Genomic DNA, 20,697 nt, shown 5'->3' on the forward strand with positions numbered 1-20,697 from the left:
TCCGCCGCCGCAGGAACACCCTCCCCCCGGACAAGACCTCTAGGAAAGGAAACCCGATGGCCAAGCAGTCCATCTTCGGACGAATCTCGACCCTCGTCCGCGCGAACGTGAACGCGATGATCGATTCTGCGGAGGACCCGCAGAAGATGCTGGACCAGCTCGTGCGCGACTACACGAACAACATCGCCGACGCCGAAGCCGCCATCGCCGAGACGATCGGGAACCTGCGCCTGCTCGAGCGCGACCACCAGGAGGACGTGCAGGCTGCGGCGGAGTGGGGCAGCAAGGCGCTCGCCGCGAGCCGACGCGCCGACGAGATGCGCTCTGCGGGGAACACGACGGATGCCGACAAGTTCGACAACCTCGCCAAGATCGCGCTGCAGCGCCAGATCTCCGAGGAGAGCCAGGCGAAGGCGGCCGCCCCGCAGATCGCCGCGCAGACGGAGGTCGTCGACAAGCTCAAGGACGGCCTCAACGGCATGAAGCAGAAGCTGGAGCAGCTCAAGAGCAAGCGCAGCGAACTGCTCGCGCGCGCCAAGGTCGCCGAGGCGCAGAACAAGGTGCACGACGCGGTGAAGAGCGTCAACGTGCTCGACCCCACGAGCGAGATCGGTCGCTTCGAGGACAAGATCCGCCGCCAGGAGGCCCTCGCGGCCGGGAAGGCGGAACTGGCTGCGTCCAGCCTGGATGCGCAGTTCGAGAGCCTGGAGGACATCGGGGAGCTCACCGAGGTCGAGGCGCGGCTCGCCGCGCTGAAGGCCGGCGGCACGACGCAGGGCGCCCTGGGCTCCGGCGCGGGCGCCGAGGGCCAGGCGCAGCCGCAGCAGCAGCTGCCTCAGCAGAGCCAGCAGTGAGTCACGGCGGGGTCGCGCGTTCGGCGCGGCCCCGCCCTTCCTGAGGAGTGCCGGTGACGCGATTCGTGATCGTCCCGCAGTGGCAGGGATCGCCATCCGCCCGTGCCATGCAACTGGTCGACGGAGCGGAGGCGATAGCAGGCGACCTCCCCCGTGCTTCCTGCACGCGTGTGCCCGTCCCGCTCGAAGCCGGCGACGCACTGGGCACCGGCGTCCAGCGATACAGCGCGCTGCGCCAGGTGCGCGAGTCGCTCGAGGACGCGCTGGGGAGCGACCCGGAGCGGGCCCTCACCGTCGGCGGCGACTGCAGTGTCGCCGTCGCCGCGGTCGGGGAGTCCGCCGCCCGTGCCGGACGCGTCGTTCTCGTCTGGGCGGACGCCCACGCAGACCTGCACACACCGGACACCTCCCCGTCCGGCGCTTTCGGGGGGATGGCGCTGCGGGCCATCCTCGGCGACGGCGCGGAAGGGCTGACGCTCCCCCGCGAGACGATCCTCCCCACGGACGTGATCCTGGTGGGGGCGCGATCGCTGGATGCGGAGGAGTCCGCGTACATCGCCGCCCGGGGGATCCGGGTGCTCAGCGCGGACGATCTGCGCGAGCCGTCCCAGCTGGTGGACGCCGTGACGGGGCTCGGCGCGGACGCCGTGCATCTGCACGTGGACGTGGACGCGCTGGATCCTGCGGACATGCCCGGAGTCAAAGCGGCGGAACCGTTCGGCGTCGAACTCACCGGCCTCATCCGGGCGTTGAAGGCTGTCCGCCAGGCCGTGCCGTTGGCCGGCTCCTCCCTGGCCGGGTTCGCCCCCGCCTCGGCGGCGAGCGCCGCAGCCGACATGGGGACACTACTGCGACTGGTCGGGGCGCTGGCATGAGCGGGCAGCTGCCGTCCGACTGGCGCGCCCGCGCCGAACAAGCCGTGGAACGCGGACGACGGATCGATCGGCTCATCCCGGCAGCCCTGCTGGACTCCCCCATCAGCGCCGCCGGATACGCCTACGGCTGCACGGTCGGCTGGGTGTGGGGAACACTGTGGAGCCGCGGAAGGGTGGAGCGGCACGGGCGCCTGTACGTGTTCCGCGGGCTGCCGTCCTGGGCGTACCCGCGCGGCGGCGTCTGCGTGGGCAACTGCTTCCTCACCGGGGACGGAGCGCTCGACGAGCGGCTGCTGGCTCACGAGGCGGTCCACGAACGCCAGTGGCGGCGGTACGGGTTCCTCATGCCGCTGCTGTACGCCCTGGCCGGACGGAACCCGCTGCGCAACCGGTTCGAGATCGAAGCGGGTCTCGAGGACGGCCGCTACGTGCGTCGCGGCGCCCGCTGAGCTCAGCGGGCGGAGAGCAGGCCGAACCGCTCGGGCGTGCGGATGTGATCGGTCGGGATACCGCGGACCTCGACCAGATGGTCCACGATGTCTGCGGTGCCGAGATACCCCCCGAGCAATGTCACCGTGGTGGCGCAGGCATCCTCGTCACTGCAGAGCATCTCGTTCGTCCAGGCCTCGACGGCCCGGGAGAGCGCGCATCCGGGACGGCACGACCGGCCGCTCCCCGGCTCACCGGAGCGCTGCGAGCGCGCGAGCCAGGTGATGGTCATGCGCGCCGGCACCCTGATGTCGACGATGTGGCTCTCGTCCGGCACCTCCACGAAGACACGTCCGGTCGAGCACAGCGGCAGGGTCGTCAGCAGCATCTCGAGGTCGGAGAGCGAGGTCTCGTCTGCGGTCACGAGGTGCTGGGCGCGCACGTGCTTCGAGGTGCGGCAGGCCCTGGCGCTGTGGGAGATGTTCTCGGTCATGACCCGTTCACTGTACCGCACCAAGGATAGGGTTGCCTAACTTCTCCGACCTCAGCGCTGCGCGACGAGGACCCGGCGCAGCTCCACGATCTCGTCGTCGCGCAACCCGGATGCCCGCAGATAGTCGACCGGTGCGCCGTACGCATCACGGAGCCGCTCCAGCACTTCGCGCATGACGTGTGCGGGCGAAGCGGTGGCCAGCTCCTCGAGGTGCCGCGCGTCCGGGTGCGCACGACGCAACCATTCCACGATCCGCCGGTTCCGCTCGGGCGAGAGCGTCGAGGCGGTGCGCGCGTAGTCGGCCACGATGGCGTCTTCGTCGACCCCGGCCGCGGCCAGGGTCAGCGCCACGGAGACTCCCGTGCGGTCCTTCCCCGCCGTGCAGTGCACGAGCACAGGCTGGGTCTCGACGACCGCACGCACCACCGACACCAGCCGCGGCGCGGATTCGTCGATCATGTGCGCATAGAGGTCGTCGAGGCTCATGTCGCGCTCGAAGAACGAGGCGACCGAGCCCAGGAAGAGCGGCACCCTGACCGTCTCCCCGACGGCCGGTTCGAGCACGGTGGGCTCAGCCCTCGCCTCCTCCTCGTCCCGCAGATCCACCACGCGCCGCAGGCCCAGGCCACCGATCGCCGCGCGCGCCGCGGAGTCGAGCCGGGCGAGCGTACCGGAACGGAACAGCACACCGGTCCGGGTGACCCCCGTGCCGGCGGGCAGCCCGCCGACGTCGCGGAAGTTGACGGCTCCGGGGATCGCCGGCGGCGGGACGAGGCTCACGATGCGGGACGCGGCGGCACCGGGTATCGGCCCGCGATCGCAACGCGGTTGAAGGCGTTGATGGCGACCAGGATCCAGCTCAGCGCCACATACTCGGCCTCCGACAGGACGCCCCCGACCCGGTCGTAGAGCTCGTCCGGGACGCCGTCCTCGTGGATGAAGGTGAAGGCCTCGGCGAGTTCGAGCCCGGCCCGCTCGCGTGCCGTGAAGACGCCCGAGTCGCGCCAGGTCGGCAGCTGGGCGACGACATCGACGTCGAGTCCTGCGGCGACGGCCTTGTCCACGTGCACCCGCACGCAGAAGGCGCATCCGTTCAGCTGCGAGACGTGCACCTGCACCAGCTCCTTGAGCCGGTCATCGATGCCCGCCTCGGCGGCGATCGCGCCGACGGTCTTCGAGAAGGCGGCGAGCGCCCGGTACGCCTCGGGCGCGGACTTCGAGAGGTGGACGCGACGTTCTTCGCTCATCGGGCCAGAGTACCCACCGTCTGTGCGGGGCAGCATCCTCCCCGGCACGGCCCTCAGCCATGTCGCTAGCATGCACAGGTGACCGATGACGCCTTCGACGAGTTCTCGTTCCTGCCGGTGCAAGCGGAGGAGATCGGTCGTCTCGACCCGCCGCCAACCGCGCGCCGCCTCACCCTCGACCTGCCCGACGGACGTGCCGTCTCGGCCCTCCGGTACGGCGACGACGCCCCGGTGGTCACGTTCCTGCACGGGGCCGGTCTGAACGCGCACACCTGGGACACGACGATCCTGGCGTTGGACCTCCCGGCGATCGCGATCGATCTGCCGGGGCACGGGGACTCCTCGTGGCGAGCGGATGCGGACTACTCGCCCGGCACCCTCGCGACGGACGTGGCGATCGCCATCCGGGCGTGGACCGATCGCCCGCAGCTCCTGGTCGGCCATTCCCTCGGGGCGCTGACCGGTGCCGCCGTCGCGGCGGCACACCCCGACCTGGTCCGGCGGCTCGTCCTGATCGACATCACCCCGGGGGTCGACCCGGATGCCGGCCCGAGCCAGGTGCGACGGTTCTTCGCCGGACCCACCGACTGGGCCGACCGAGAGGAGCTCGTCGACCGGGCCCTGTCGTTCGGGCTCGGCGGCACCCGGGAAGCCGCGACGCGGGGGGTCTACCTCAACTCGCGCGTGCGAGCGGACGGCCGGGTCGAGTGGAAGCACCACTTCGCACATCTGGCCGCCGCCGCCGCAGCATCCCCCGCGGATGCGCCCGCGGACGCCGACGCGCTCCGCGGCGCCCTGTCCGCCACGGGCTGGGACGACCTCGCCGCCGTCCGCGCGCCGCTGATGCTCGTCCGTGGCGACCGGGGCTACGTGACCGAGGCGGACGCCGCGGAATTCGTCCGTCGGCGCCCGGACGCCCGGGTGACGGTCGTCCCCGCCCATCACAACGTGCAGGAGGAGATGCCGGTGGCGCTCGCGGACCTGCTGCGCCGCGAGGCCTAGGGCACCCATGGCGCCCCTCCGTTACCGGCGAGCGCCCGACCACCCCCGTTCCCGGCTCTAGGCTGGTGTATCGCACCCCTGACCTTGCCGGACCTCCCGCACCCGCGCGGAGGGCGAAAGGACCCGCATGCTCCGCCGTACCTCCCTGGCCGTCACAGCGCTCGTGGCCGCCGCAGCACTGACGCTGACCGCCTGCTCCCCCGGGTCCTCCCCCGCGCCGACCGCGACCGGCGCCCCGGACCCCGACGCCTCCATCTCGGTGCGACTGGTCCTGGAGCCGGGCAACCTCGACATCCGGCAGACCTCCGGGGCGGCACTCGACCAGATCCTGATCGACAACGTGTACCAGGGGCTGGTCGCACGCACCGCCGACCAGGAGATCGTCCCGTCACTGGCGAGCGACTGGACCGTCTCCGAGGACGGTCTCACCTACACCTTCACCGTCCAGGAGGGCGTGACCTTCCACGACGGCCAGGAGCTCACCCCGCAGGACGTGGTGTGGTCGCTCACGCAGCACCGCGACACCGCCGAATGGGTCGACGCCGACACCCTCGCGAACGTCTCCGGCGTCGCGGCCGACGGGCAGACCGTCACCGTGACCCTCGCCGCCCCCGACTCGCAGTTCCTGTGGAACCTCAGCGGACGGGCGGGCATCGTGCTGAAGGAGGGGGACGCGGTCGACTACAAGACGGCGGCCAACGGCACCGGCCCCTTCGTCCTGGAGAACTGGACGCAGGGCGACAGCATCACCCTGGCCCGCTACGACGGCTACTGGGGAGAACCGGCGGCCGCGGCCGAGGTGGCCTTCGAGTACATCCCGGACAACCAGGCGGCGATGAACGCCGCGCTCGCCGGCGAACTGGACGTGGTGACGGGCTTCGACCCGAACCTGCGGTCCCAGATCGAGGCGAACGGGGACTTCGTCCTCGTGGTGGGGGAATCCACCGACAAGGGCACGCTCGCCTTCAACCAGACCAGCGGCCCGCTCGAGGACAAGCGCGTCCGCCAGGCGATCCGGCAGGCCATCGACCACGACGCGATCGTCGAGGCCATCGGCGGCGGCCAGACCCAGTACGGGCCGATCCCCTCCCTCGATCCCGGCTACGAGGATCTGTCCGCCCTCGCCCCGTACGACCCCGAGGCCGCCATGGCCCTCCTCGAGGAGGCCGGTGCCGAGGACCTGGAACTGACGCTCACCATCCCGTCGTTCTACAGCACCACCATCCCGCAGCTGCTGGTGTCGGATCTCAACAAGGTCGGCATCACCCTGAAGGTGGACTCGGTCGACTTCCCGACCTGGCTGCAGGACGTGTACACGAACAAGGACTACGACCTGAGCTTCGTCCTGCACACGGAGGCGCGCGACTTCGAGAACTGGGCGAACCCCGACTACTACTTCACGTACGCGAACCCGGAGGTCACCGAACTCTACGCGCAGTCGCGCGCGGCGACCAGCGACGAGGAGGCCGACCGGCTCCTCGCCGAGGCGGCCCGCATCGTCTCCGAGGACGCCGGGGCGGACTGGCTCTACAACGGCGCATCCGTCGTGGCCGTCTCCACCCTCGTGCAGGGTATGCCGTCGGCGAACGTCAACGAGCGTCTGAACGTCTCCGGACTGAGCAAGAGCGACGGGTGATCCGGTACACGCTGACCAGGCTGGCCCTGCTCGTTCTGGGGCTCGTCGTCGCCAGCGTGATCATCTTCCTCACCCTGCGGGTGCTGCCCGGGGACGTGGCCCAGCTGATCGCCGGGACGAACTCCACCCCCGAGCAGGTCGCCGGCATCCGTGATCAGCTGGGGCTCGACCGGCCGCTCCCGGCACAGTACGCGGAGTGGATCGGGGGCGTCGTCCGAGGCGACCTCGGCCGGTCGCTGCTGACCGGCACCCCGGTGAGCGACGAGCTCTGGCAGAAGGCGCAGGTGACCGTCCCGCTCGGCGTGCTGGCCCTCGTGATCGCCCTGCTCCTGAGCGCACCGCTGGGCGTCTACTCCGCCCTCCGGCGGGGACGCGCGGGCGGCACCGCCGTCGGCGTCGCCGCGCAGGCTTTCGCGGCGGTCCCGGTGGTCTGGGCGGGCATGATGCTGGTCGTCGTGTTCGCGGTGTGGCTGGCCTGGTTGCCGGCGCAGGGCTTCCCCCGCGCGGGCTGGTCGGACCCCGTCGCGGCGGTGCGCTCGCTGATCCTCCCCGCGCTGACCATCGGCGTGGTCGAGGGCGCCATGCTGCTGCGCTTCATCCGGTCGGCGACCCTGCAGGCCATCGGGCAGGACTACGTGCGTACCGCCGCAGCGACCGGACTGACCCGCACCCAGGCGCTCCTGCGCCACGGCCTGCCCAACGTCGGACTCTCCGTCGTCTCCGTGCTCGGACTGCAGATCGCCGGCATCGTGGTGGGGGCGGTAGTGATCGAGCAGTTGTTCTCGCTCCCCGGGATCGGGCGGATGCTGGTCGCCGACGTGAGCGCGCGCGATCTGCCCAAGGTGCAGGGCGAACTGCTCGCGCTGACGGCATTCGTGCTGATCATCGGATTCGTCGTCGACCTCGTCCACCGGGCGATCGACCCCCGCCAGCGGGAGGCGACATGACGGGCGCGCGCAGTACCGCACCCCGCACCCGCTCCTGGTTCAGGAGACTCTGGTCGCTGCCCACAGGGGCCTTCGGCATCGTCGTCGTGGCGCTGATCGCGCTCACCGCCGTGATCTCGCAGTTCTGGACCCCGTTCGACCCGCGGACGACGGACGTGTCCGGGCGCTGGGCGGGACCCGGGTGGCCGCATCTGCTGGGCACGGACGGCACCGGGCGCGACATCCTGAGCCTGGTCATGGCGGGCTCCCGCACGACGCTCCTGGTCGCCGTCGGAGCCGGCGTCATCGCGACGCTGCTGGGTCTCGTCCTCGCCGCACTCGGTGCGCTCACCGCACGCTGGGTGCGGGAGTCGGTGGCGGTCCTGGTGGACATCCTCATCGCCTTCCCGGTCCTCATCATCGCCATGATGATCTCCGCCGTGTGGGGCGGTTCGCTCTGGGTGGTGGTCTGGGCGGTCGGCATCGGATTCGGCGTGAACATCGCCCGGGTGAGCCGTCCGGAACTGCGCCGCGTCCTGCACAGCGAGTTCGTCGTCGCCGGGCGGGCGTCCGGGCTCACCCCCCTGCAGAACCTCGTCCGGCACCTGCTCCCCAACGTGGCTCCCGTCTTCATCGTGCAGCTCTCCTGGAGCATGGCGGTCGCGGTTCTCGCCGAAGCGGGCCTGTCCTATCTCGGCTTCGGCGCTCCGGTGACCGAGCCCTCGTGGGGCGTCCTCCTCGCCGATCTGCAGCGCTTCATCACGGTCCACCCGTTCGCGGTGGTCGTGCCGGGCGTCGCCATCACCCTCACGGTGCTCGGATTCAACCTCCTCGGTGACGGACTGCGCGAGGCCACCGATCCGACCCTCGCCCGGCGCTCCCCCGCTGCACGGGCGGCGCGCACGCACATCCCGGAGGTGGTCGCATGAGCCTCGACGTGCAGGACCTCGTCATCGAGATCGGCGGGCGCCGGGTCGTCGACGGTGTCTCCTTCCACGTGCCGGACGGCGCCCGCGTGGGCGTCATCGGCGAGTCCGGCTCCGGGAAGTCCCTCACCGCCCTGGCGGTCCTCGGGCTCCTCCCCGACGAGGCGGTCGCCTCCGGCAGCATCCGCTGGGACGACCGCGAGATCCTGGACCTCCCGGACCGTGAGCTCGCGAAGCTCCGCGGCAGCGAGATCGGGATCGTCTTCCAGGAGCCGCAGACGGCGCTGAACCCGATCCGCACGGTCGGGCGCCAGATCACCGCGGCCCCCCGCATCCACCAGGGGCTCGCGCGACGCGACCGCCGGGCGCGGGCTGTCGCGGACGCGGAACGCGTCCGCCTGCCGGATCCGGCGCGCATCGTCGACCGGTACCCGCATCAACTGTCCGGAGGTCAGCGGCAGCGGGTCGCGATCGCCGTCGCGCTCGCGTGCCGCCCCCGCCTCCTGATCGCCGACGAGCCGACGACGGCGCTCGACGTGACGATCCAGGCGGAGATCCTGGATCTCCTGCGGTCACTCGTGTCGGACGCGGGCATGTCGCTCGTGTTCATCACCCACGACCTCGCCGTCCTCTCCCAGATCGCGACGCACGCGATCGTGCTGGAGCGCGGCCGCGTCGTCGAGTCCGCCCCCGTCCCTCAGCTGCTGAGCGCCCCGCGCTCCGCGGTGGCGCAGGGGCTCCTGCGCGACGCCACCGCGACGCTCTGGCGACCGGAGTCCGACCGATCGGGAGGAACGGCATGAGCGTCCTCGTGCGCGCCCGAGGCATCGGGCGGACGTATCCCGGCCCGCGGACGGCACTGTTCACGCCGCGTCCGGTGACCAGGGCGCTCGTCGACGTGGACATCGACGTGGACGAGGGATCCGCCCTCGGCATCATCGGGGAATCCGGTTCCGGGAAGTCGACCCTGGTGCGCATCCTGCTGGGTCTGGACCGAGCGACCACCGGCACGGTCTCCTTCGACGGGCGCCCGGTGGACGCCGCCGCATCCGCCCGTCGGCTGCACTGGCTGCGCCGCGAGACGGGGATCGTGTTCCAGGACCCCTACGCCTCCCTCGACCCGCGGATGAGCGTGGGACGGATCATCGCCGAACCGCTCTGGGCGCTCGGGATCGAGGGCGATCGACGCTCCCGCGTGGCGGAGGTGCTCGTCGACGTCGGGCTCGACGCGGATGCGGCGACCCGCTATCCGCACGAGTTCTCCGGCGGTCAGCGCCAGCGCATCGCACTGGCCCGCGCCATCGTGCACCGGCCCCGCCTCCTGGTCGGGGACGAGCCGCTGTCCGCGCTGGACGTGACGGTACGCGCGCAGATCCTCGAGCTGCTGGCCGCGCTCCGGCGACGCGACGGGCTGACGCTGGTCATGGTGTCCCACGACATCGGCGTCGTGCAGAGTCTGTGCGATCAGGTCGTGGTCCTCAAGGACGGCGCGGTCGTCGAGGAAGGCCCCACCGAACGGGTCCTGCTGCGTCCCCAGGCGGCGTACACCCGGCGGCTGCTCGCCGCGATCCCCACGATCGACCCCGGCCGCACGGCGCGCTGAGCGCCGGCCGGTCAGCGGCGGAACAGACCGCGCTTCTTCACCGGGTTCAGCGACTTCTGCAGGTAGATCGTCCCGAGCCAGCGGCCGAACTTGAAGCCGACCCGGCCCATCCGCCCGACCTCGACGAACCCCAGCCGCTCGTGCAGCGCGATCGACGCCTCAGCGCCCTTGTCGCTGATGACCGCGACGAGTTCCCGGATGCCCTTCTCCTCGCAGGCGCGGATGAGCGCCTGCAGCAGCGCCCGCCCGAGGCCCTTGCCGGACGCGGCCTGGCCCAGGTAGATCGAGTCCTCGACCGTGTAGCGGTAGGCGGACTTGCCGGCCCAGGGCTGCGCCAGCGCGTAGCCGAGGATCTGCCCGGACGGGGACTCGGCGACGAGGAACGGCAGGTCCAGCCGTGCGAGCAGGTCGTACTTGTCCCGCCACTTCGCGTGCGACCAGCGCTTCTCGTCGAAGGTGACGACCGAGTTGGTCACGTAGTAGTTGTAGATCTCCCGGATGTCGGGCAGATCGCGCGGCTCGGCCGGGCGGATCGTGTACGTGAACGGGCGCTCCGGCTCGACCGGCCGGCGCAGATGCCACGGCATCCGGCGCCGGGACCGATCGTATTCCTCCTCGAGCATGGCCGACAGCCTACGCGGGAATGCGCCAGTCGACGGGCAGAGCCCCCTGCTGCTCGAGCAGCGCGTTCGCGCGTGAGAAGGGCCGGGACCCGAAGAACCCCCGACGCGCGGAGAGCGGGGACGGATGCGCGGATTCGATGATCGGGGTGTCGCCCAGCAGCGGCCGGAGCCCCGCCGCATCCCGGCCCCACAGGATGGCGACCAGCGGTGCGTCGCGGGCGGCGAGCGTGCGGATGGCGTGCTCGGTGACCTTCTCCCAGCCCCATCCCCGGTGCGATCCCGGCGCACCGGGAGACACCGTGAGCACGCGGTTGAGCAGCAGGACGCCCCGGTCGCTCCACGCGGAGAGATCGCCGTGCGGCGCCGGGGGGATGCCGAGATCGTCCTCGAGCTCGCGGTAGATGTTGCCGAGGCTCCGAGGGAGCGGACGGACGTGCGCGTCGACGGCGAAGGACAGGCCGATGGGGTGACCGGGCGTCGGGTACGGATCCTGCCCGACGATGAGCACCCGGACATCCTGCAGCGGACGCTGGAAGGCCCGCAGTACACGGTCCCCTGCGGGCAGGTACGGCCGGCCCGCAGCCGTCTCGGCACGGAGCCGGTCGCCGATCGCCGCGATGTCGGCCGCCACCGGCGCGAGCGCGTCGGCCCAGCCCGGATCGATCAGGCCGCTCGCGGCGAGTTCGGGGAGCGAGGCGGACACGGCTCAGGCGGAGGCCGGTAGGCCCGCGTCCTCTTCGATGACGGAGCCCCGGAACGACCAGGGGAAGTCGATCCAGAGGTCGGTGTCCTTCCAGCTGAAGTCGGGCTGGATGATCGTCGTCGGCTTCGTGTAGATCACCGCCGATCGGACGTCGGCGCCGCGGTCGGTGAGCAGCCGCACCGCCAGATCCAGGGTGCGGCCGCTGTCGGCGACGTCGTCCACGAGCAGGACGCGACGCCCATCCAGGTAGGTCATGTCGAGCTCCGGCGGCAGCACCTCCGGAGCGTCCAGGACGGTCCCGATGCCGGTGTAGAACTCGACGTTGATCGCACCGCAGTTCTTCGCGCCGAGTCCGTAGGCGATCGCACCGGCGGGCAGCAGCCCGCCACGGGCGATCGCGACGACCACCTCGGGGACGAACCCCGCGGCGAGGATCGCCCGCGCCATGTCGCGGCTCGCCTGGCCGAAGCCGTCCCAGCTCAACGTCTCCCGTACCTGCGCCACCGCGCCCGCTTCGTCACTCACTCCCCCAGCCTAGAGCCGCACCGGGCTCCGTCATGCCGGGCCTGCTCCCGCGTTGCGCGGCAGCCGGGCCGGGGCCGCTAACGTGTCGCCATGACCGGAATCGACGCCGGCGGGCGGCTGCGTTCCTCCGCCGTGGGAATCACCACCGCACTCATCGGCTGGTTCATCCTGGTGGAGGTCACCAGCGGCATCCTGCAGGGGTACTACGTGCCGCTGTTCAGCGACATCGTGTCCCATCTGGGCGTCCACGACTCCGACGTGAACTGGTTCGAGGCGGCGCAGCTGTTGCTGTCGGCACTGGTGGTCCCGGTGCTCGCCAAGCTCGGCGACATGTACGGCCACAAGCGCATCCTGCTGATCGCCACGATCCTGACCGCGGGAGCGACCTGGTGGCTGGCCTTCGCCGGATCGTTCTGGAGCTTCCTCATCGCCTGGGCACTGCAGGGCTTCTACGTCGTGTGGCTGCCGCTCGAGATCGCGCTCATCTTCGAACGCGGCCGTCGCAGCGGGCACGGCGTCTCGGCCACTCGACGGGCCGCGGGACTGCTGGTGGTGGGGCTGCAGGCCGGCGCCATCATCGGCGCGCTCGCAGCGGGCCGGATCTTCGCGGCGACATCCGAGAACCTCACGCTCACCCTGATGATCCCGGCCGTCGCCGTCACGCTCGTCGCCCTCGTGATCTGGTTCGGCGTCCCCGAGTCCGAGCCCGTCCGCGGGCGTCGCCTGGACGGCGGCGGGTTCGTCCTCCTCGCCCTTGCTCTGCTGTTCGTCACGAGCGCCCTCACCTTCCTGCGCCTGAACGGACCGGGATTCGTGTGGACCTGGGTGCTGCTGGCGGCCGGATTGGTGGCGGGCGCGGTGTTCGTCCGGTACGAGCTGCGCCAGGACGACCCGGCGGTGGACATCCGGGTGCTGCGCAAGCCCGAGATGTGGCCGGTCCAGGCCACCGCCGCTCTCGTCGGGATCAGCCTGCTCGGCGCGCAGGGGCCACTGTCGACCTACGCCGGCACGGACACCGCGCTCGGCTACGGGCTGGGGCTGGATGCGACCGGACGCTCGAACGTGATCGGCGTCTACCTCGTCTCCCTCATCGTCGGCGCGGTCGTGTTCGCACTCACGTCGCGCCGCGCCAGCCCCCGGCTGGTGCTCATCGCCGCGTCCGTCCTCGTCGGGATCGGGTACCTGCTCTTCCTGCCCTTCCACCTCGAGCTCTGGCAGGTGCTCCTGAACCTGTCGATCGCCGGACTCGGGTCCGGCGCGCTGGTCGCCGCGCTGCCGGCGGCGGCCGCGGCGGCCGCTCCCCGCGGCCAGACCGGCATCGCCTCGGGCCTGACGAACACGACGAAGACGATCGGCGGGACGTTCGCCTCCGCGGTCTTCGGGGTCGTCCTCGCCGCCGGGGCGGGGGCGGTCGCGAGCCAGACCGCGGCCTCACTCGGGGGGTACATGGCGGTGTGGACGATCTGCGCCGTCGGAGGGTTCGTCGCGGCGGCGGTCCTGCTGTTCGTGCCCAAGGTGGCCTTCGCGGACGCCGAGGAGGTCGCCGTCAGCCCGACGGTGGCGGAGTAGGGCCGCACCCGCGCGCGGGCGTCAGTCCCCGCGGACCCGCAGCGGCGCGCGGGCCAGCAGGTACTGGGCGGACTGCGCCACGGGGCGCATCGTCACGAGGTCGAGGTTCACGTGTCCCGGCGCGTCCAGCGCGTAAGCGATGACGTCGGCGACGTCGTCCGCCGTCAAGGGCTGTTCCACGCCGTCGTACACGCTCTCGGCCGCGGTGGCGTCGCCGCCCAGGCGGTTGAGGGTGAACTCGGGCGTGTGCACCATCCCGGGTGCGATCTCCACGACCCGGATGGGTTCCCCGTTGAGTTCCAGCCGCAAGGCGTGCGCCAGCATCGCCTCTCCCGCCTTCGCGGCGTTGTAGCCGGCACCGCCGGCGTAGGCGGACTGGGCGGCGGTCGAGGTGACGAAGAGCAGGTCCCCGTGCCCGTCCTCGGCCGCGGCCCGGCGGACGAGCGGGAGGAGATGGGCGACCAGGCGCTGAGCCGACATGACGTTCACCTCGAACATCCAGCGCCAGTCCTCGGCGGAGCCGTCCTCGACCCGGTCGGTGCCGCGCGCCCCGCCGGCGATCTGCACCAGGGCGTGCACGGGTCCGGATTCGGCCAGCCACTGCGCCAGCGCGGCGATGTCCGCCTCGACCGTGAGGTCGGCCGCATAGGCGGTCACCCCGATCTCCTCCTCGAGGGACTCGAGGCGGTCCGCCCGGCGCGCGACCGCGACGACGTCCCACCCGCGGGCGCGCAGCATCCGCGCCGTCGCCTCCCCGATCCCGGAGCTCGCCCCGGTCACCACCGCACGCCTGTTCGTCATGCCCCCCACGCTACGCACTCCGGCGAGGGCGGTGTTACGTCCCGTGTCCGGTGCATTGTCGGGTCGACACGCGGCCCCTACTCTCGGATGAGGCCGCGACACCCGCCGCGGCGCCGATGACTTTCAGGAGTACGAGATGTCCGCACCCGAGAACTGGCGTTTCGAGACCAAGCAGGTCCACTCCGGCGCGCAGCCGGACCCGGTGACGAAGGCACGGGCCACCCCGATCTACCAGACCACGTCCTACGTGTTCGACAACGCGGACCACGCGGCGAACCTGTTCGCCCTCGCCGAGTTCGGCAACATCTACACCCGCATCCAGAACCCCACCCAGGATGTCGTGGAGCAGCGCGTCGCGGCACTCGAGGGGGGCACCGGCGCCCTGCTCGTCTCGTCCGGCCAGGCCGCGGAGACGTTCGCCGTGCTCAACATCGCCCAGGCGGGCGATCACATCGTGTCGTCCAGCTCGATCTACGGCGGCACCTACAACCTCTTCAAGTACACGCTGGCGAAGCTCGGGATCACGACCACGTTCGTGGAGAACCAGGACGACGCCGAGGAGTGGCGCCGCGCCGTCCAGCCGAACACCAAGCTGTTCTTCGCCGAGACCATCGGCAACCCGCAGATCAACGTGCTCGACATCCGCACGGTCGCCGACATCGCCCACGAGGCCGGCGTCCCGCTCATCGTCGACAACACGATCGCGACGCCGTACCTGATCCGTCCCTTCGAGCACGGCGCGGACATCATCGTGCACTCGGCCACGAAGTTCCTCGGCGGCCACGGCACCACGATCGGCGGCGTCATCGTCGACGGCGGCACCTTCGAGTGGTCGAAGAACGTCGAGAAGTTCCCGGGTCTCACCGAGCCGGACCCGTCCTACCACGGCGCCAGCTACACGACCGCGGTCGGCGACGCCCTCGCCTACATCATCAAGGCGCGCGTCCAGTTGCTGCGCGACCTCGGCTCCTCCATCTCCCCGAACAGCGCGTTCCTGCTCATCCAGGGCATCGAGACGCTGTCGCTGCGCATGGAGCGCCACGTGCAGAACGCGCAGGAGATCGCGGAGTGGCTCGAGAACCACGACGACATCGCCACCGTGAACTACTCGGGGCTGCCGAGCTCCCCGTGGTACGCCGCGGCGAACACCTACGCGCCCAAGGGCGTCGGTGCCGTCGTCTCGTTCGAGCTGAAGGGCGGCGTCGGGGCCGGACGCACGTTCGTCAACAGCCTCAGCCTGTTCAGCCACCTCGCCAACATCGGGGACGTGCGCTCGCTCGTCATCCACCCGGCGTCGACGACCCACTCGCAGCTCACGCCCGAGCAGCAGCTCACCTCGGGCGTCACGCCCGGTCTCGTCCGCCTGTCGGTCGGTATCGAGAACGTGGACGACCTGAAGGCGGACCTCGAGCAGGCACTCGCCGCCGCACGCGAGGTCGTGCAGGCCGCACGCGCCTGATCACCCGCGCAGAACGGATGCCCCGGACACCCCGCGTGTCCGGGGCATCCGTTCTTCCTCACTACGATTGACCGGTGCAGGACCGCCGTACCCACCGTCAATACCCCCGCGCCTACGACGACGGGTTCCGCAGCGGCATCGCCACGGCCGTGTGCATCGCCGTGCCGGGGGTGGCACTGCTCATCACGCTGCCGAGCGCCACCCTGCGCGAGGCCGTCGCCGATCCGGCGCTCCTGCTGAGCGTCCTGTGCGGCACCTGGGTCCTGTTCGCCCTGGTGTACCTGGTGTGGACGCACCTGCTGTTCACCCGGGCGGATGCCTCCGACCTCCGGCGCATCGCGGACATCCAGCACCATCGCCGCCCCTCTCCCGTGCAGCTCCTGCTGGGGTTCGGCTCGACCGGGACGGGTACCGTGAACGCGGCCCTGTTCGCCCTCTTCGCCGCCGTCGGCACCGCGATGGTCGGGACGGGGACCGAGCATCCGTGGCGGCTGGCCCTGGTGCTGTGCACCGTCGCTTCCTGCTGGGCCGCGATGGTCTATTCGTTCGCGCTGCGCTACCTGCGCCTGGACGCAGCCGAGGACGCGATCGCGTTCGACATCCGGGAGTCCCCGGGGTTCGGTGACTTCCTGTCCCTGTCCGTCATGATCTCCTCCGTCGGCGCACTGTCCGGCGGCACTCCGCGGGCTCGCACGGCGCTCACCGCGATGCGCACGCACACCCTCTTCGCCTTCGTCTTCAACGCGTTCATCGTCGCGATGACGGTCTCGCTCGTCGTCGGGCTCGTGACCGCCTGAGGTCCGCGCCCCGGGCCCGCCGTAACAGGGGCGGGATCGTCACCGGGACCGGCGAGAATGGAACCATGGATTGGCAGACCTCCGAGGACACCGTGCCCAGCGCGCCGGTCACGGAGGCTGATGCGCGTCTGCTCCGCGGGCGTCCGCCGGCGACCGGCGCGTGGCGTGACGGGGACCCGGACGGGGAACGCAGGTTCGCCGCATTCGGGGCGTTCCGCACCGAGGGGGGCGAGCAGCTGCCCGCCTATCGCCTCGCCTACGAGACCTGGGGCACGCTGAACGACCGCCGCGACAACGCGGTGCTGATCCTGCATGCCCTCACCGGGGACAGTCACGTCCGCGGCCCCGCCGGCTCCGGGCACGCCACCGCCGGGTGGTGGGAGGACATCGTCGGCCCCGGTGCCGCTATCGACACCGACCGCTGGTTCGTCGTGGCGCCCAACATGCTCGGCGGCTGCCAGGGTTCCACCGGTCCCGCCAGCATCGCTCCCGACGGGTACGAATGGGCGGCGCGCTTCCCCTACCTCACGGTCCGCGACCAGGTCCAGGCGCAGGTCGCGCTCGCGGACGCCCTCGGCATCACGCAGTGGGGCGCGGTCATCGGCGGGTCGATGGGCGGGATGCACGCGCTGGAGTGGGGCATCATGCATCCCGATCGCGTCGCACGCCTGGGTGTACTGGCCGCTCCCCCGGTCACCACCGCCGACCAGGTCGCGCTGAACTCCGTGCAGACCGAGGCGATCCGGATGGATCCGCGTTTCGTCGGCGGGGAGTACTACGACGCGCAGGCCGGAGACGGCCCGCACCGCGGCCTCGCCCTGGCCCGACGGATGGCGCTGCTGAACTACCGCAGCCCCACGGAGCTCAATCAGAGGTTCCAGCGCTCCTGGCAGTCCGGGGTGAGTCCGCTCGGCCACGGCGGCCGGTTCGCGGTGGAGTCCTACCTCGACTTCCACGGCAACAAGTTCACGCGCCGCTTCGACGCGAACAGCTACATCACCCTCGTCGAGGCGATGAACTCGCACGACGTCGGACGCGACCGCGGCGGCATCGAGGACGCTCTGGCACGCGTGACGGCCGCGACCCTCGTGCTCGGGATCGACAGCGACCGCCTCTTCCCCGTGGAGGGCCAGCACCGGATCGCCGCCGGCATCCGGAACACGATCGACGACACGGTCGTGATCACCAGCGACTTCGGCCACGACGGGTTCCTCATCGAGACGGATGCGGTGAGCCGCCAGCTGCGGCGACTCCTCGCGGTCTGACCCCGACCCGGCGGGCGCACAGGGTGCGGTCAGCCGGCGGGGACGTGTGCCGGGGCGAGGGCCTGGACACGCCGGCGTGAGCGGTCCTCGGCCCGGTAGCCGATCGCCGCGATCACCAGACCGATGAGCGCAAGACCCGCTCCCACCCACGGGGGCATCGTGAACCCCCAGCCCGCCGCGATGACGAGCCCGCCGAGGAACGCCCCCAGGCTGTTGCCGAGGTTCAGCGCGGAGTGGTTCAACGCAGCCGCGATCGACTGGTTGTCCCCCGAGACGTCCATCAGACGCGCCTGGATGGCGGGACTGATCCCCGCCGAGACGAAACCGACGAGGAACACCGACACGGCGAGCGCGACGATCCACGCGGCCGTGAGGGCGAGGACCACCAGGATCAGGGCCAGCACCCCGAGGCCCCACAGGAGGGTGCGGCGCAGGTCCACGTCGGCGAGGTGCCCGCCGACGAGGTTGCCCGCGGTCATCCCGAGGCCGATGACCACGAGGATGAGCGGCACCGCCCACTGCGGGGACCCCGCGACCTCCGTCACGATGGGAGCGACGTAGCTGTACACCGCGAAGAACCCGCCGAAGCCGACCGATCCCGTGGCGAGGGCGAACCAGACCTGCCTTATCCGGAAGACCCCGAGCTCCGCCCTGAGCGTCCGGCCGGGCTGGCCGGGGACCCGCGGGACGAACACCGCGATGGCCGCCGTGGCGAGCGCGAAGATCAGGGCGACGATCGCGAAGGCGATCCGCCATCCGAACTGCTGACCGAGATAGGTGCCGGCAGGTACGCCCACCACGTTGGCGATCGTGAGCCCGGTGAGCACGAACGCGACACCCTTCGCCCGATTGCCGGGGCCCAGCACGTCGGCGGCGACGAGCGCGCCGATGCCGAAGTACGCCCCGTGCGGGAGGCCGGCGAGGAACCGGGACGCCGCGACGAGCTCGAACGTCGGCGCGAGGACCGTCAGGGCGTTGAACACCGTGAGGGCGAGGGCCAGCACGATCATGACGCGGTGGCGGGGGAACCGGGCCACCGAACCGGCGATCGTGGGAGCACCCACGACCACGCCCAGGGCGTACAGGCTGATCAGCCAGCCGGCCTGGGCGATGGCGTCGTCGGGGTTCGCCGCCCACTGTGCGGGCAGCAGCTCCTGCCCGATCTCGGGGAGCAACCCCATGACGGTGAATTCGGTCATACCGATGCCGAAGCTGCCGATGGCGAGGGACAGGAGCGCCCACATCGCCGCCCCCTTCGTCCGAGTCGAAGAGGTCACCGGGCAATGTTAGCCATCGCACGCCCGGCTGGCGAATCGTTTCGACTCAGTCGTCGAGGTCGTCGCCCAGCGCTTTCTCCAGGCGGTCGACCTTGGCGTCGATCTCGCCGGTGTAACCCGGCCGGATGTCCGCCTTCAGGACGAGCGAGACCCGCGATCCGTAGGGCAGCACGGCCTCGGTCGCCGCCTTCACGACAGCGAACACCTCGTCCCACTCCCCTTCGATCTCGGTGAACATCGACGTCGTGCGGTGCGGCAGGCCGCTCTCCCGGACGACGCGCACGGCCGCGGCGACCGCGTCGTGGACGGAGCCGTCGGCGCGACCGGTTCCGCTGGGGGCGACGGAGAAGGCGATCAGCATGGGATCCTCGTTTCCTTGCGGTGGGGGTCAGCCGGCGGACACCGGCACCCGGGGACGGACGAGACGTCGCGGACGCACGCGGGCGAGCAGCACCACGGCCCAGACGGTGAGCACGACCAAGAGGGCGTTTCGGATGGTGATGACCACGACCGGGAACGGCTCGGCGTCCAGCAGGTCGAAGTACGTGAGCGGGTAGATGATCTGCGTGGCCAGGGCGATGAGCAGGGCCAGGGCGGCCGGAGGCCACCACCGCCGTCGGTCGATCACGAGCCCCGCGACGAGCGGCACGATCAGCCACACCATGTACTGGGGGGAGCCGACCTTGTTCAACGCGATGAACACGGTCACGAGGGCGAGCGACAGCGGTGGGAACAGAGCCGCGAAGGATGCGCCCCGCCATGCCTTCAGTGCCCCCAGCAGGACGACGGCGAACACCGCGACCGCCAGCACCGGCGTCATGGCGGACACGAGTGCCGCCTCGAACGGACCGGTGACCTCGAAGGTCAGCAGTTCGGTGTTGTAGAAGACGCGGGAGGGTCCGCCCAGCATGACGTCCCAGAGGTAGACGGTACTCACCGGCGACTCGACCTGCAGTCCCCGGCCGGTCTGGTCCCCGATGAACCCGAACGCGCGCGCACCGCCGCCGGCGAGGACGACGACCCCGAGGGTCACGGCGCTGACGGCGGCCGCAGCCGCGACCACGGTGAGTCGTCGCCGGACGGCGAGGACGCCGGCGGCCAGCAGCGCCGCCGGCCACACCTTGATCCACGTCGCGACGGCCAGGATCGTCGCGCCGAGCCACGGACGCCCGACCAGCCACAGGCAGCCGAGGATCCCGAGCGCCACCGTCACCGCATCCAAGCGGTAGAGCGCGACCGGTCCGGTCAGGGCGAGGAAGGCGATCCAGAACCACGCCGCCGCCGTGCGACCGGAGGAGCGACCGCGGCCCACCAGGACGGCGAACGCGGCCGCATCCACGAGCGTCACCATGATCGCCCAGGCGGGCGTGTACGTGGTCGCCCAGCCGAAGATCCACGCGGCCAGCATCGGCAGGAGGGCGAGCTGCGGGTACACCCAGGTCTCGGTCAGCCCCACGTAGCCGACCCACGTGCGGACGGCCTCGCCCGTCGCGCCGTCCCAGCCGGTGGCGTAGCCGCCGTTCAGATAGGCGCTCGACCAGGGTTCGTAGACCCGGTAGACATCGCCCATGGGCTCGTTCGGGAAGACCCAGCCGAGCACCGAGACGACCACGTGCACGGCCACGAACGCGACCCACAGCACCGCCCGTCTCGACACCGCTTCATCCTACGGGCGGGGCCGCCTACG

General features: G+C 71.2%; 23 protein-coding genes. 13 read left to right on the plus strand and 10 right to left on the minus strand.

Features of this window, described 5'->3' with window-relative positions; translation table 11 throughout:
* Positions 1 to 56 precede the first annotated feature (56 nt).
* From F6J84_RS10840 to F6J84_RS10850, 3 genes are read left to right on the plus strand one after another with little or no spacing between them, the layout of a single operon-like run.
* On the plus strand, positions 57 to 854 hold the full coding sequence (locus F6J84_RS10840) for a PspA/IM30 family protein (RefSeq protein ID WP_150973668.1): 798 nt from the start codon (positions 57 to 59) through the stop codon (positions 852 to 854).
* A gap of 53 nt (positions 855 to 907) precedes the next feature.
* Positions 908 to 1,729, plus strand: coding sequence for an arginase family protein (locus tag F6J84_RS10845; protein WP_150973670.1), 822 nt, complete (start codon positions 908 to 910; stop codon positions 1,727 to 1,729).
* Positions 1,726 to 2,178 carry a Fe-S oxidoreductase gene (locus F6J84_RS10850; protein ID WP_150973672.1) on the plus strand — a complete coding sequence of 151 codons (453 nt, stop codon included), beginning with the start codon at positions 1,726 to 1,728 and terminating at the stop codon, positions 2,176 to 2,178. The genes F6J84_RS10845 and F6J84_RS10850 overlap by 4 nt, the downstream gene beginning before the upstream one ends.
* Positions 2,179 to 2,180: 2 nt before the next feature.
* Here the strand turns inward: F6J84_RS10850 and F6J84_RS10855 are convergent, their stop codons facing one another.
* The 3 genes from F6J84_RS10855 to F6J84_RS10865 are packed head-to-tail and all read right to left on the minus strand — an operon-like array spanning position 2,181 to position 3,898.
* Positions 2,181 to 2,651: an SIP domain-containing protein gene (locus tag F6J84_RS10855; RefSeq protein WP_150973674.1), complete on the minus strand. Its 471-nt coding sequence runs from the start codon at positions 2,649 to 2,651 to the stop codon at positions 2,181 to 2,183.
* Between the two features lie 51 nt (positions 2,652 to 2,702).
* A complete protein-coding gene (locus tag F6J84_RS10860) occupies positions 2,703 to 3,431 on the minus strand; it encodes a tyrosine-protein phosphatase (protein ID WP_191905645.1) in 729 nt (242 codons plus the stop codon).
* Positions 3,428 to 3,898 carry a carboxymuconolactone decarboxylase family protein gene (locus F6J84_RS10865; protein ID WP_150973675.1) on the minus strand — a complete coding sequence of 157 codons (471 nt, stop codon included), beginning with the start codon at positions 3,896 to 3,898 and terminating at the stop codon, positions 3,428 to 3,430. The genes F6J84_RS10860 and F6J84_RS10865 overlap by 4 nt, the downstream gene beginning before the upstream one ends.
* Before the next feature lie 78 nt (positions 3,899 to 3,976).
* Between F6J84_RS10865 and F6J84_RS10870 the strand changes: the two genes are divergently transcribed.
* From F6J84_RS10870 to F6J84_RS10895, 6 genes are all read left to right on the plus strand, one after another.
* Entirely contained in the window at positions 3,977 to 4,900 is a 924-nt protein-coding gene (locus F6J84_RS10870) for an alpha/beta fold hydrolase (RefSeq protein ID WP_150973677.1), read from the plus strand.
* A 127-nt stretch (positions 4,901 to 5,027) separates the two neighbouring features.
* A complete protein-coding gene (locus F6J84_RS10875; protein ID WP_150973679.1) occupies positions 5,028 to 6,536 on the plus strand; it encodes an ABC transporter substrate-binding protein in 1,509 nt (502 codons plus the stop codon).
* Positions 6,533 to 7,483, plus strand: a complete 951-nt coding sequence (locus tag F6J84_RS10880) for an ABC transporter permease (RefSeq protein ID WP_150973681.1) — start codon at positions 6,533 to 6,535, stop codon at positions 7,481 to 7,483. Before F6J84_RS10875 ends, F6J84_RS10880 begins: the two co-directional genes overlap by 4 nt.
* Entirely contained in the window at positions 7,480 to 8,391 is a 912-nt protein-coding gene (locus F6J84_RS10885) for an ABC transporter permease (protein WP_150973683.1), read from the plus strand. Before F6J84_RS10880 ends, F6J84_RS10885 begins: the two co-directional genes overlap by 4 nt.
* Positions 8,388 to 9,191: an ABC transporter ATP-binding protein gene (locus F6J84_RS10890; RefSeq protein ID WP_150973686.1), complete on the plus strand. Its 804-nt coding sequence runs from the start codon at positions 8,388 to 8,390 to the stop codon at positions 9,189 to 9,191. The genes F6J84_RS10885 and F6J84_RS10890 overlap by 4 nt, the downstream gene beginning before the upstream one ends.
* Positions 9,188 to 9,991, plus strand: a complete 804-nt coding sequence (locus F6J84_RS10895; protein ID WP_150973688.1) for an ATP-binding cassette domain-containing protein — start codon at positions 9,188 to 9,190, stop codon at positions 9,989 to 9,991. The genes F6J84_RS10890 and F6J84_RS10895 overlap by 4 nt, the downstream gene beginning before the upstream one ends.
* Positions 9,992 to 10,002: 11 nt before the next feature.
* Here the strand turns inward: F6J84_RS10895 and F6J84_RS10900 are convergent, their stop codons facing one another.
* The 3 genes from F6J84_RS10900 to F6J84_RS10910 are packed head-to-tail and all read right to left on the minus strand — an operon-like array spanning position 10,003 to position 11,842.
* Positions 10,003 to 10,614 carry a GNAT family N-acetyltransferase gene (locus F6J84_RS10900; protein WP_150973690.1) on the minus strand — a complete coding sequence of 204 codons (612 nt, stop codon included), beginning with the start codon at positions 10,612 to 10,614 and terminating at the stop codon, positions 10,003 to 10,005.
* A 10-nt stretch (positions 10,615 to 10,624) separates the two neighbouring features.
* Complete coding sequence (locus F6J84_RS10905) at positions 10,625 to 11,317, minus strand: uracil-DNA glycosylase (RefSeq protein ID WP_150973692.1); 693 nt, start codon at positions 11,315 to 11,317, stop codon at positions 10,625 to 10,627.
* Between the two features lie 3 nt (positions 11,318 to 11,320).
* Positions 11,321 to 11,842 (minus strand): phosphoribosyltransferase, encoded by a 522-nt coding sequence (locus tag F6J84_RS10910; RefSeq protein WP_420846155.1) that lies wholly within the window; start codon positions 11,840 to 11,842, stop codon positions 11,321 to 11,323.
* A 90-nt stretch (positions 11,843 to 11,932) separates the two neighbouring features.
* On the opposite strand from F6J84_RS10910, the gene F6J84_RS10915 reads away from it, so the two are divergent.
* On the plus strand, positions 11,933 to 13,411 hold the full coding sequence (locus tag F6J84_RS10915; protein ID WP_191905646.1) for an MFS transporter: 1,479 nt from the start codon (positions 11,933 to 11,935) through the stop codon (positions 13,409 to 13,411).
* 21 nt (positions 13,412 to 13,432) lie between these two features.
* On the opposite strand, the gene F6J84_RS10920 is transcribed toward F6J84_RS10915, so the two are convergent.
* Positions 13,433 to 14,212, minus strand: coding sequence for an SDR family oxidoreductase (locus F6J84_RS10920; protein ID WP_191905647.1), 780 nt, complete (start codon positions 14,210 to 14,212; stop codon positions 13,433 to 13,435).
* Positions 14,213 to 14,348: 136 nt separating this feature from the next.
* Between F6J84_RS10920 and F6J84_RS10925 the strand changes: the two genes are divergently transcribed.
* The 3 genes from F6J84_RS10925 to metX all read left to right on the plus strand — a co-directional run bounded on the left by F6J84_RS10925 (position 14,349) and on the right by metX (position 17,733).
* Entirely contained in the window at positions 14,349 to 15,671 is a 1,323-nt protein-coding gene (locus F6J84_RS10925) for a bifunctional o-acetylhomoserine/o-acetylserine sulfhydrylase (protein ID WP_150973694.1), read from the plus strand.
* A gap of 74 nt (positions 15,672 to 15,745) precedes the next feature.
* Positions 15,746 to 16,468 carry a DUF1345 domain-containing protein gene (locus F6J84_RS10930; RefSeq protein WP_150973696.1) on the plus strand — a complete coding sequence of 241 codons (723 nt, stop codon included), beginning with the start codon at positions 15,746 to 15,748 and terminating at the stop codon, positions 16,466 to 16,468.
* A gap of 65 nt (positions 16,469 to 16,533) precedes the next feature.
* Positions 16,534 to 17,733, plus strand: a complete 1,200-nt coding sequence (metX, locus tag F6J84_RS10935; protein ID WP_150973697.1) for a homoserine O-acetyltransferase MetX — start codon at positions 16,534 to 16,536, stop codon at positions 17,731 to 17,733.
* 29 nt (positions 17,734 to 17,762) lie between these two features.
* On the opposite strand, the gene F6J84_RS10940 is transcribed toward metX, so the two are convergent.
* The 3 genes from F6J84_RS10940 to F6J84_RS10950 all read right to left on the minus strand — a co-directional run bounded on the left by F6J84_RS10940 (position 17,763) and on the right by F6J84_RS10950 (position 20,667).
* Positions 17,763 to 18,977, minus strand: coding sequence for an MFS transporter (locus F6J84_RS10940; RefSeq protein WP_191905811.1), 1,215 nt, complete (start codon positions 18,975 to 18,977; stop codon positions 17,763 to 17,765).
* Between the two features lie 79 nt (positions 18,978 to 19,056).
* Positions 19,057 to 19,371, minus strand: coding sequence for a thiamine-binding protein (locus F6J84_RS10945; protein WP_150973701.1), 315 nt, complete (start codon positions 19,369 to 19,371; stop codon positions 19,057 to 19,059).
* 27 nt (positions 19,372 to 19,398) lie between these two features.
* Positions 19,399 to 20,667: a glycosyltransferase 87 family protein gene (locus tag F6J84_RS10950; RefSeq protein WP_150973703.1), complete on the minus strand. Its 1,269-nt coding sequence runs from the start codon at positions 20,665 to 20,667 to the stop codon at positions 19,399 to 19,401.
* Between the last annotated feature and the right edge of the window lie 30 nt (positions 20,668 to 20,697).

Source organism: Microbacterium caowuchunii, from assembly GCF_008727755.1.
GTDB lineage: Bacteria > Actinomycetota > Actinomycetes > Actinomycetales > Microbacteriaceae > Microbacterium > Microbacterium caowuchunii.

Coding starts and splice junctions, on each gene's coding strand:
- F6J84_RS10840 (WP_150973668.1), top strand. CDS start 57: ATGGCCAAGCAGTCCATCTTCGGACGAATCTCGACCCTCGTCCGCGCG.
- F6J84_RS10850 (WP_150973672.1), top strand. CDS start 1,726: ATGAGCGGGCAGCTGCCGTCCGACTGGCGCGCCCGCGCCGAACAAGCC.
- F6J84_RS10855 (WP_150973674.1), bottom strand. CDS start 2,651: ATGACCGAGAACATCTCCCACAGCGCCAGGGCCTGCCGCACCTCGAAG.
- F6J84_RS10865 (WP_150973675.1), bottom strand. CDS start 3,898: ATGAGCGAAGAACGTCGCGTCCACCTCTCGAAGTCCGCGCCCGAGGCG.
- F6J84_RS10875 (WP_150973679.1), top strand. CDS start 5,028: ATGCTCCGCCGTACCTCCCTGGCCGTCACAGCGCTCGTGGCCGCCGCA.
- F6J84_RS10885 (WP_150973683.1), top strand. CDS start 7,480: ATGACGGGCGCGCGCAGTACCGCACCCCGCACCCGCTCCTGGTTCAGG.
- F6J84_RS10890 (WP_150973686.1), top strand. CDS start 8,388: ATGAGCCTCGACGTGCAGGACCTCGTCATCGAGATCGGCGGGCGCCGG.
- F6J84_RS10895 (WP_150973688.1), top strand. CDS start 9,188: ATGAGCGTCCTCGTGCGCGCCCGAGGCATCGGGCGGACGTATCCCGGC.
- F6J84_RS10900 (WP_150973690.1), bottom strand. CDS start 10,614: ATGCTCGAGGAGGAATACGATCGGTCCCGGCGCCGGATGCCGTGGCAT.
- F6J84_RS10915 (WP_191905646.1), top strand. CDS start 11,933: ATGACCGGAATCGACGCCGGCGGGCGGCTGCGTTCCTCCGCCGTGGGA.
- F6J84_RS10920 (WP_191905647.1), bottom strand. CDS start 14,212: ATGACGAACAGGCGTGCGGTGGTGACCGGGGCGAGCTCCGGGATCGGG.
- F6J84_RS10925 (WP_150973694.1), top strand. CDS start 14,349: ATGTCCGCACCCGAGAACTGGCGTTTCGAGACCAAGCAGGTCCACTCC.
- metX (WP_150973697.1), top strand. CDS start 16,534: ATGGATTGGCAGACCTCCGAGGACACCGTGCCCAGCGCGCCGGTCACG.
- F6J84_RS10940 (WP_191905811.1), bottom strand. CDS start 18,977: ATGTGGGCGCTCCTGTCCCTCGCCATCGGCAGCTTCGGCATCGGTATG.
- F6J84_RS10945 (WP_150973701.1), bottom strand. CDS start 19,371: ATGCTGATCGCCTTCTCCGTCGCCCCCAGCGGAACCGGTCGCGCCGAC.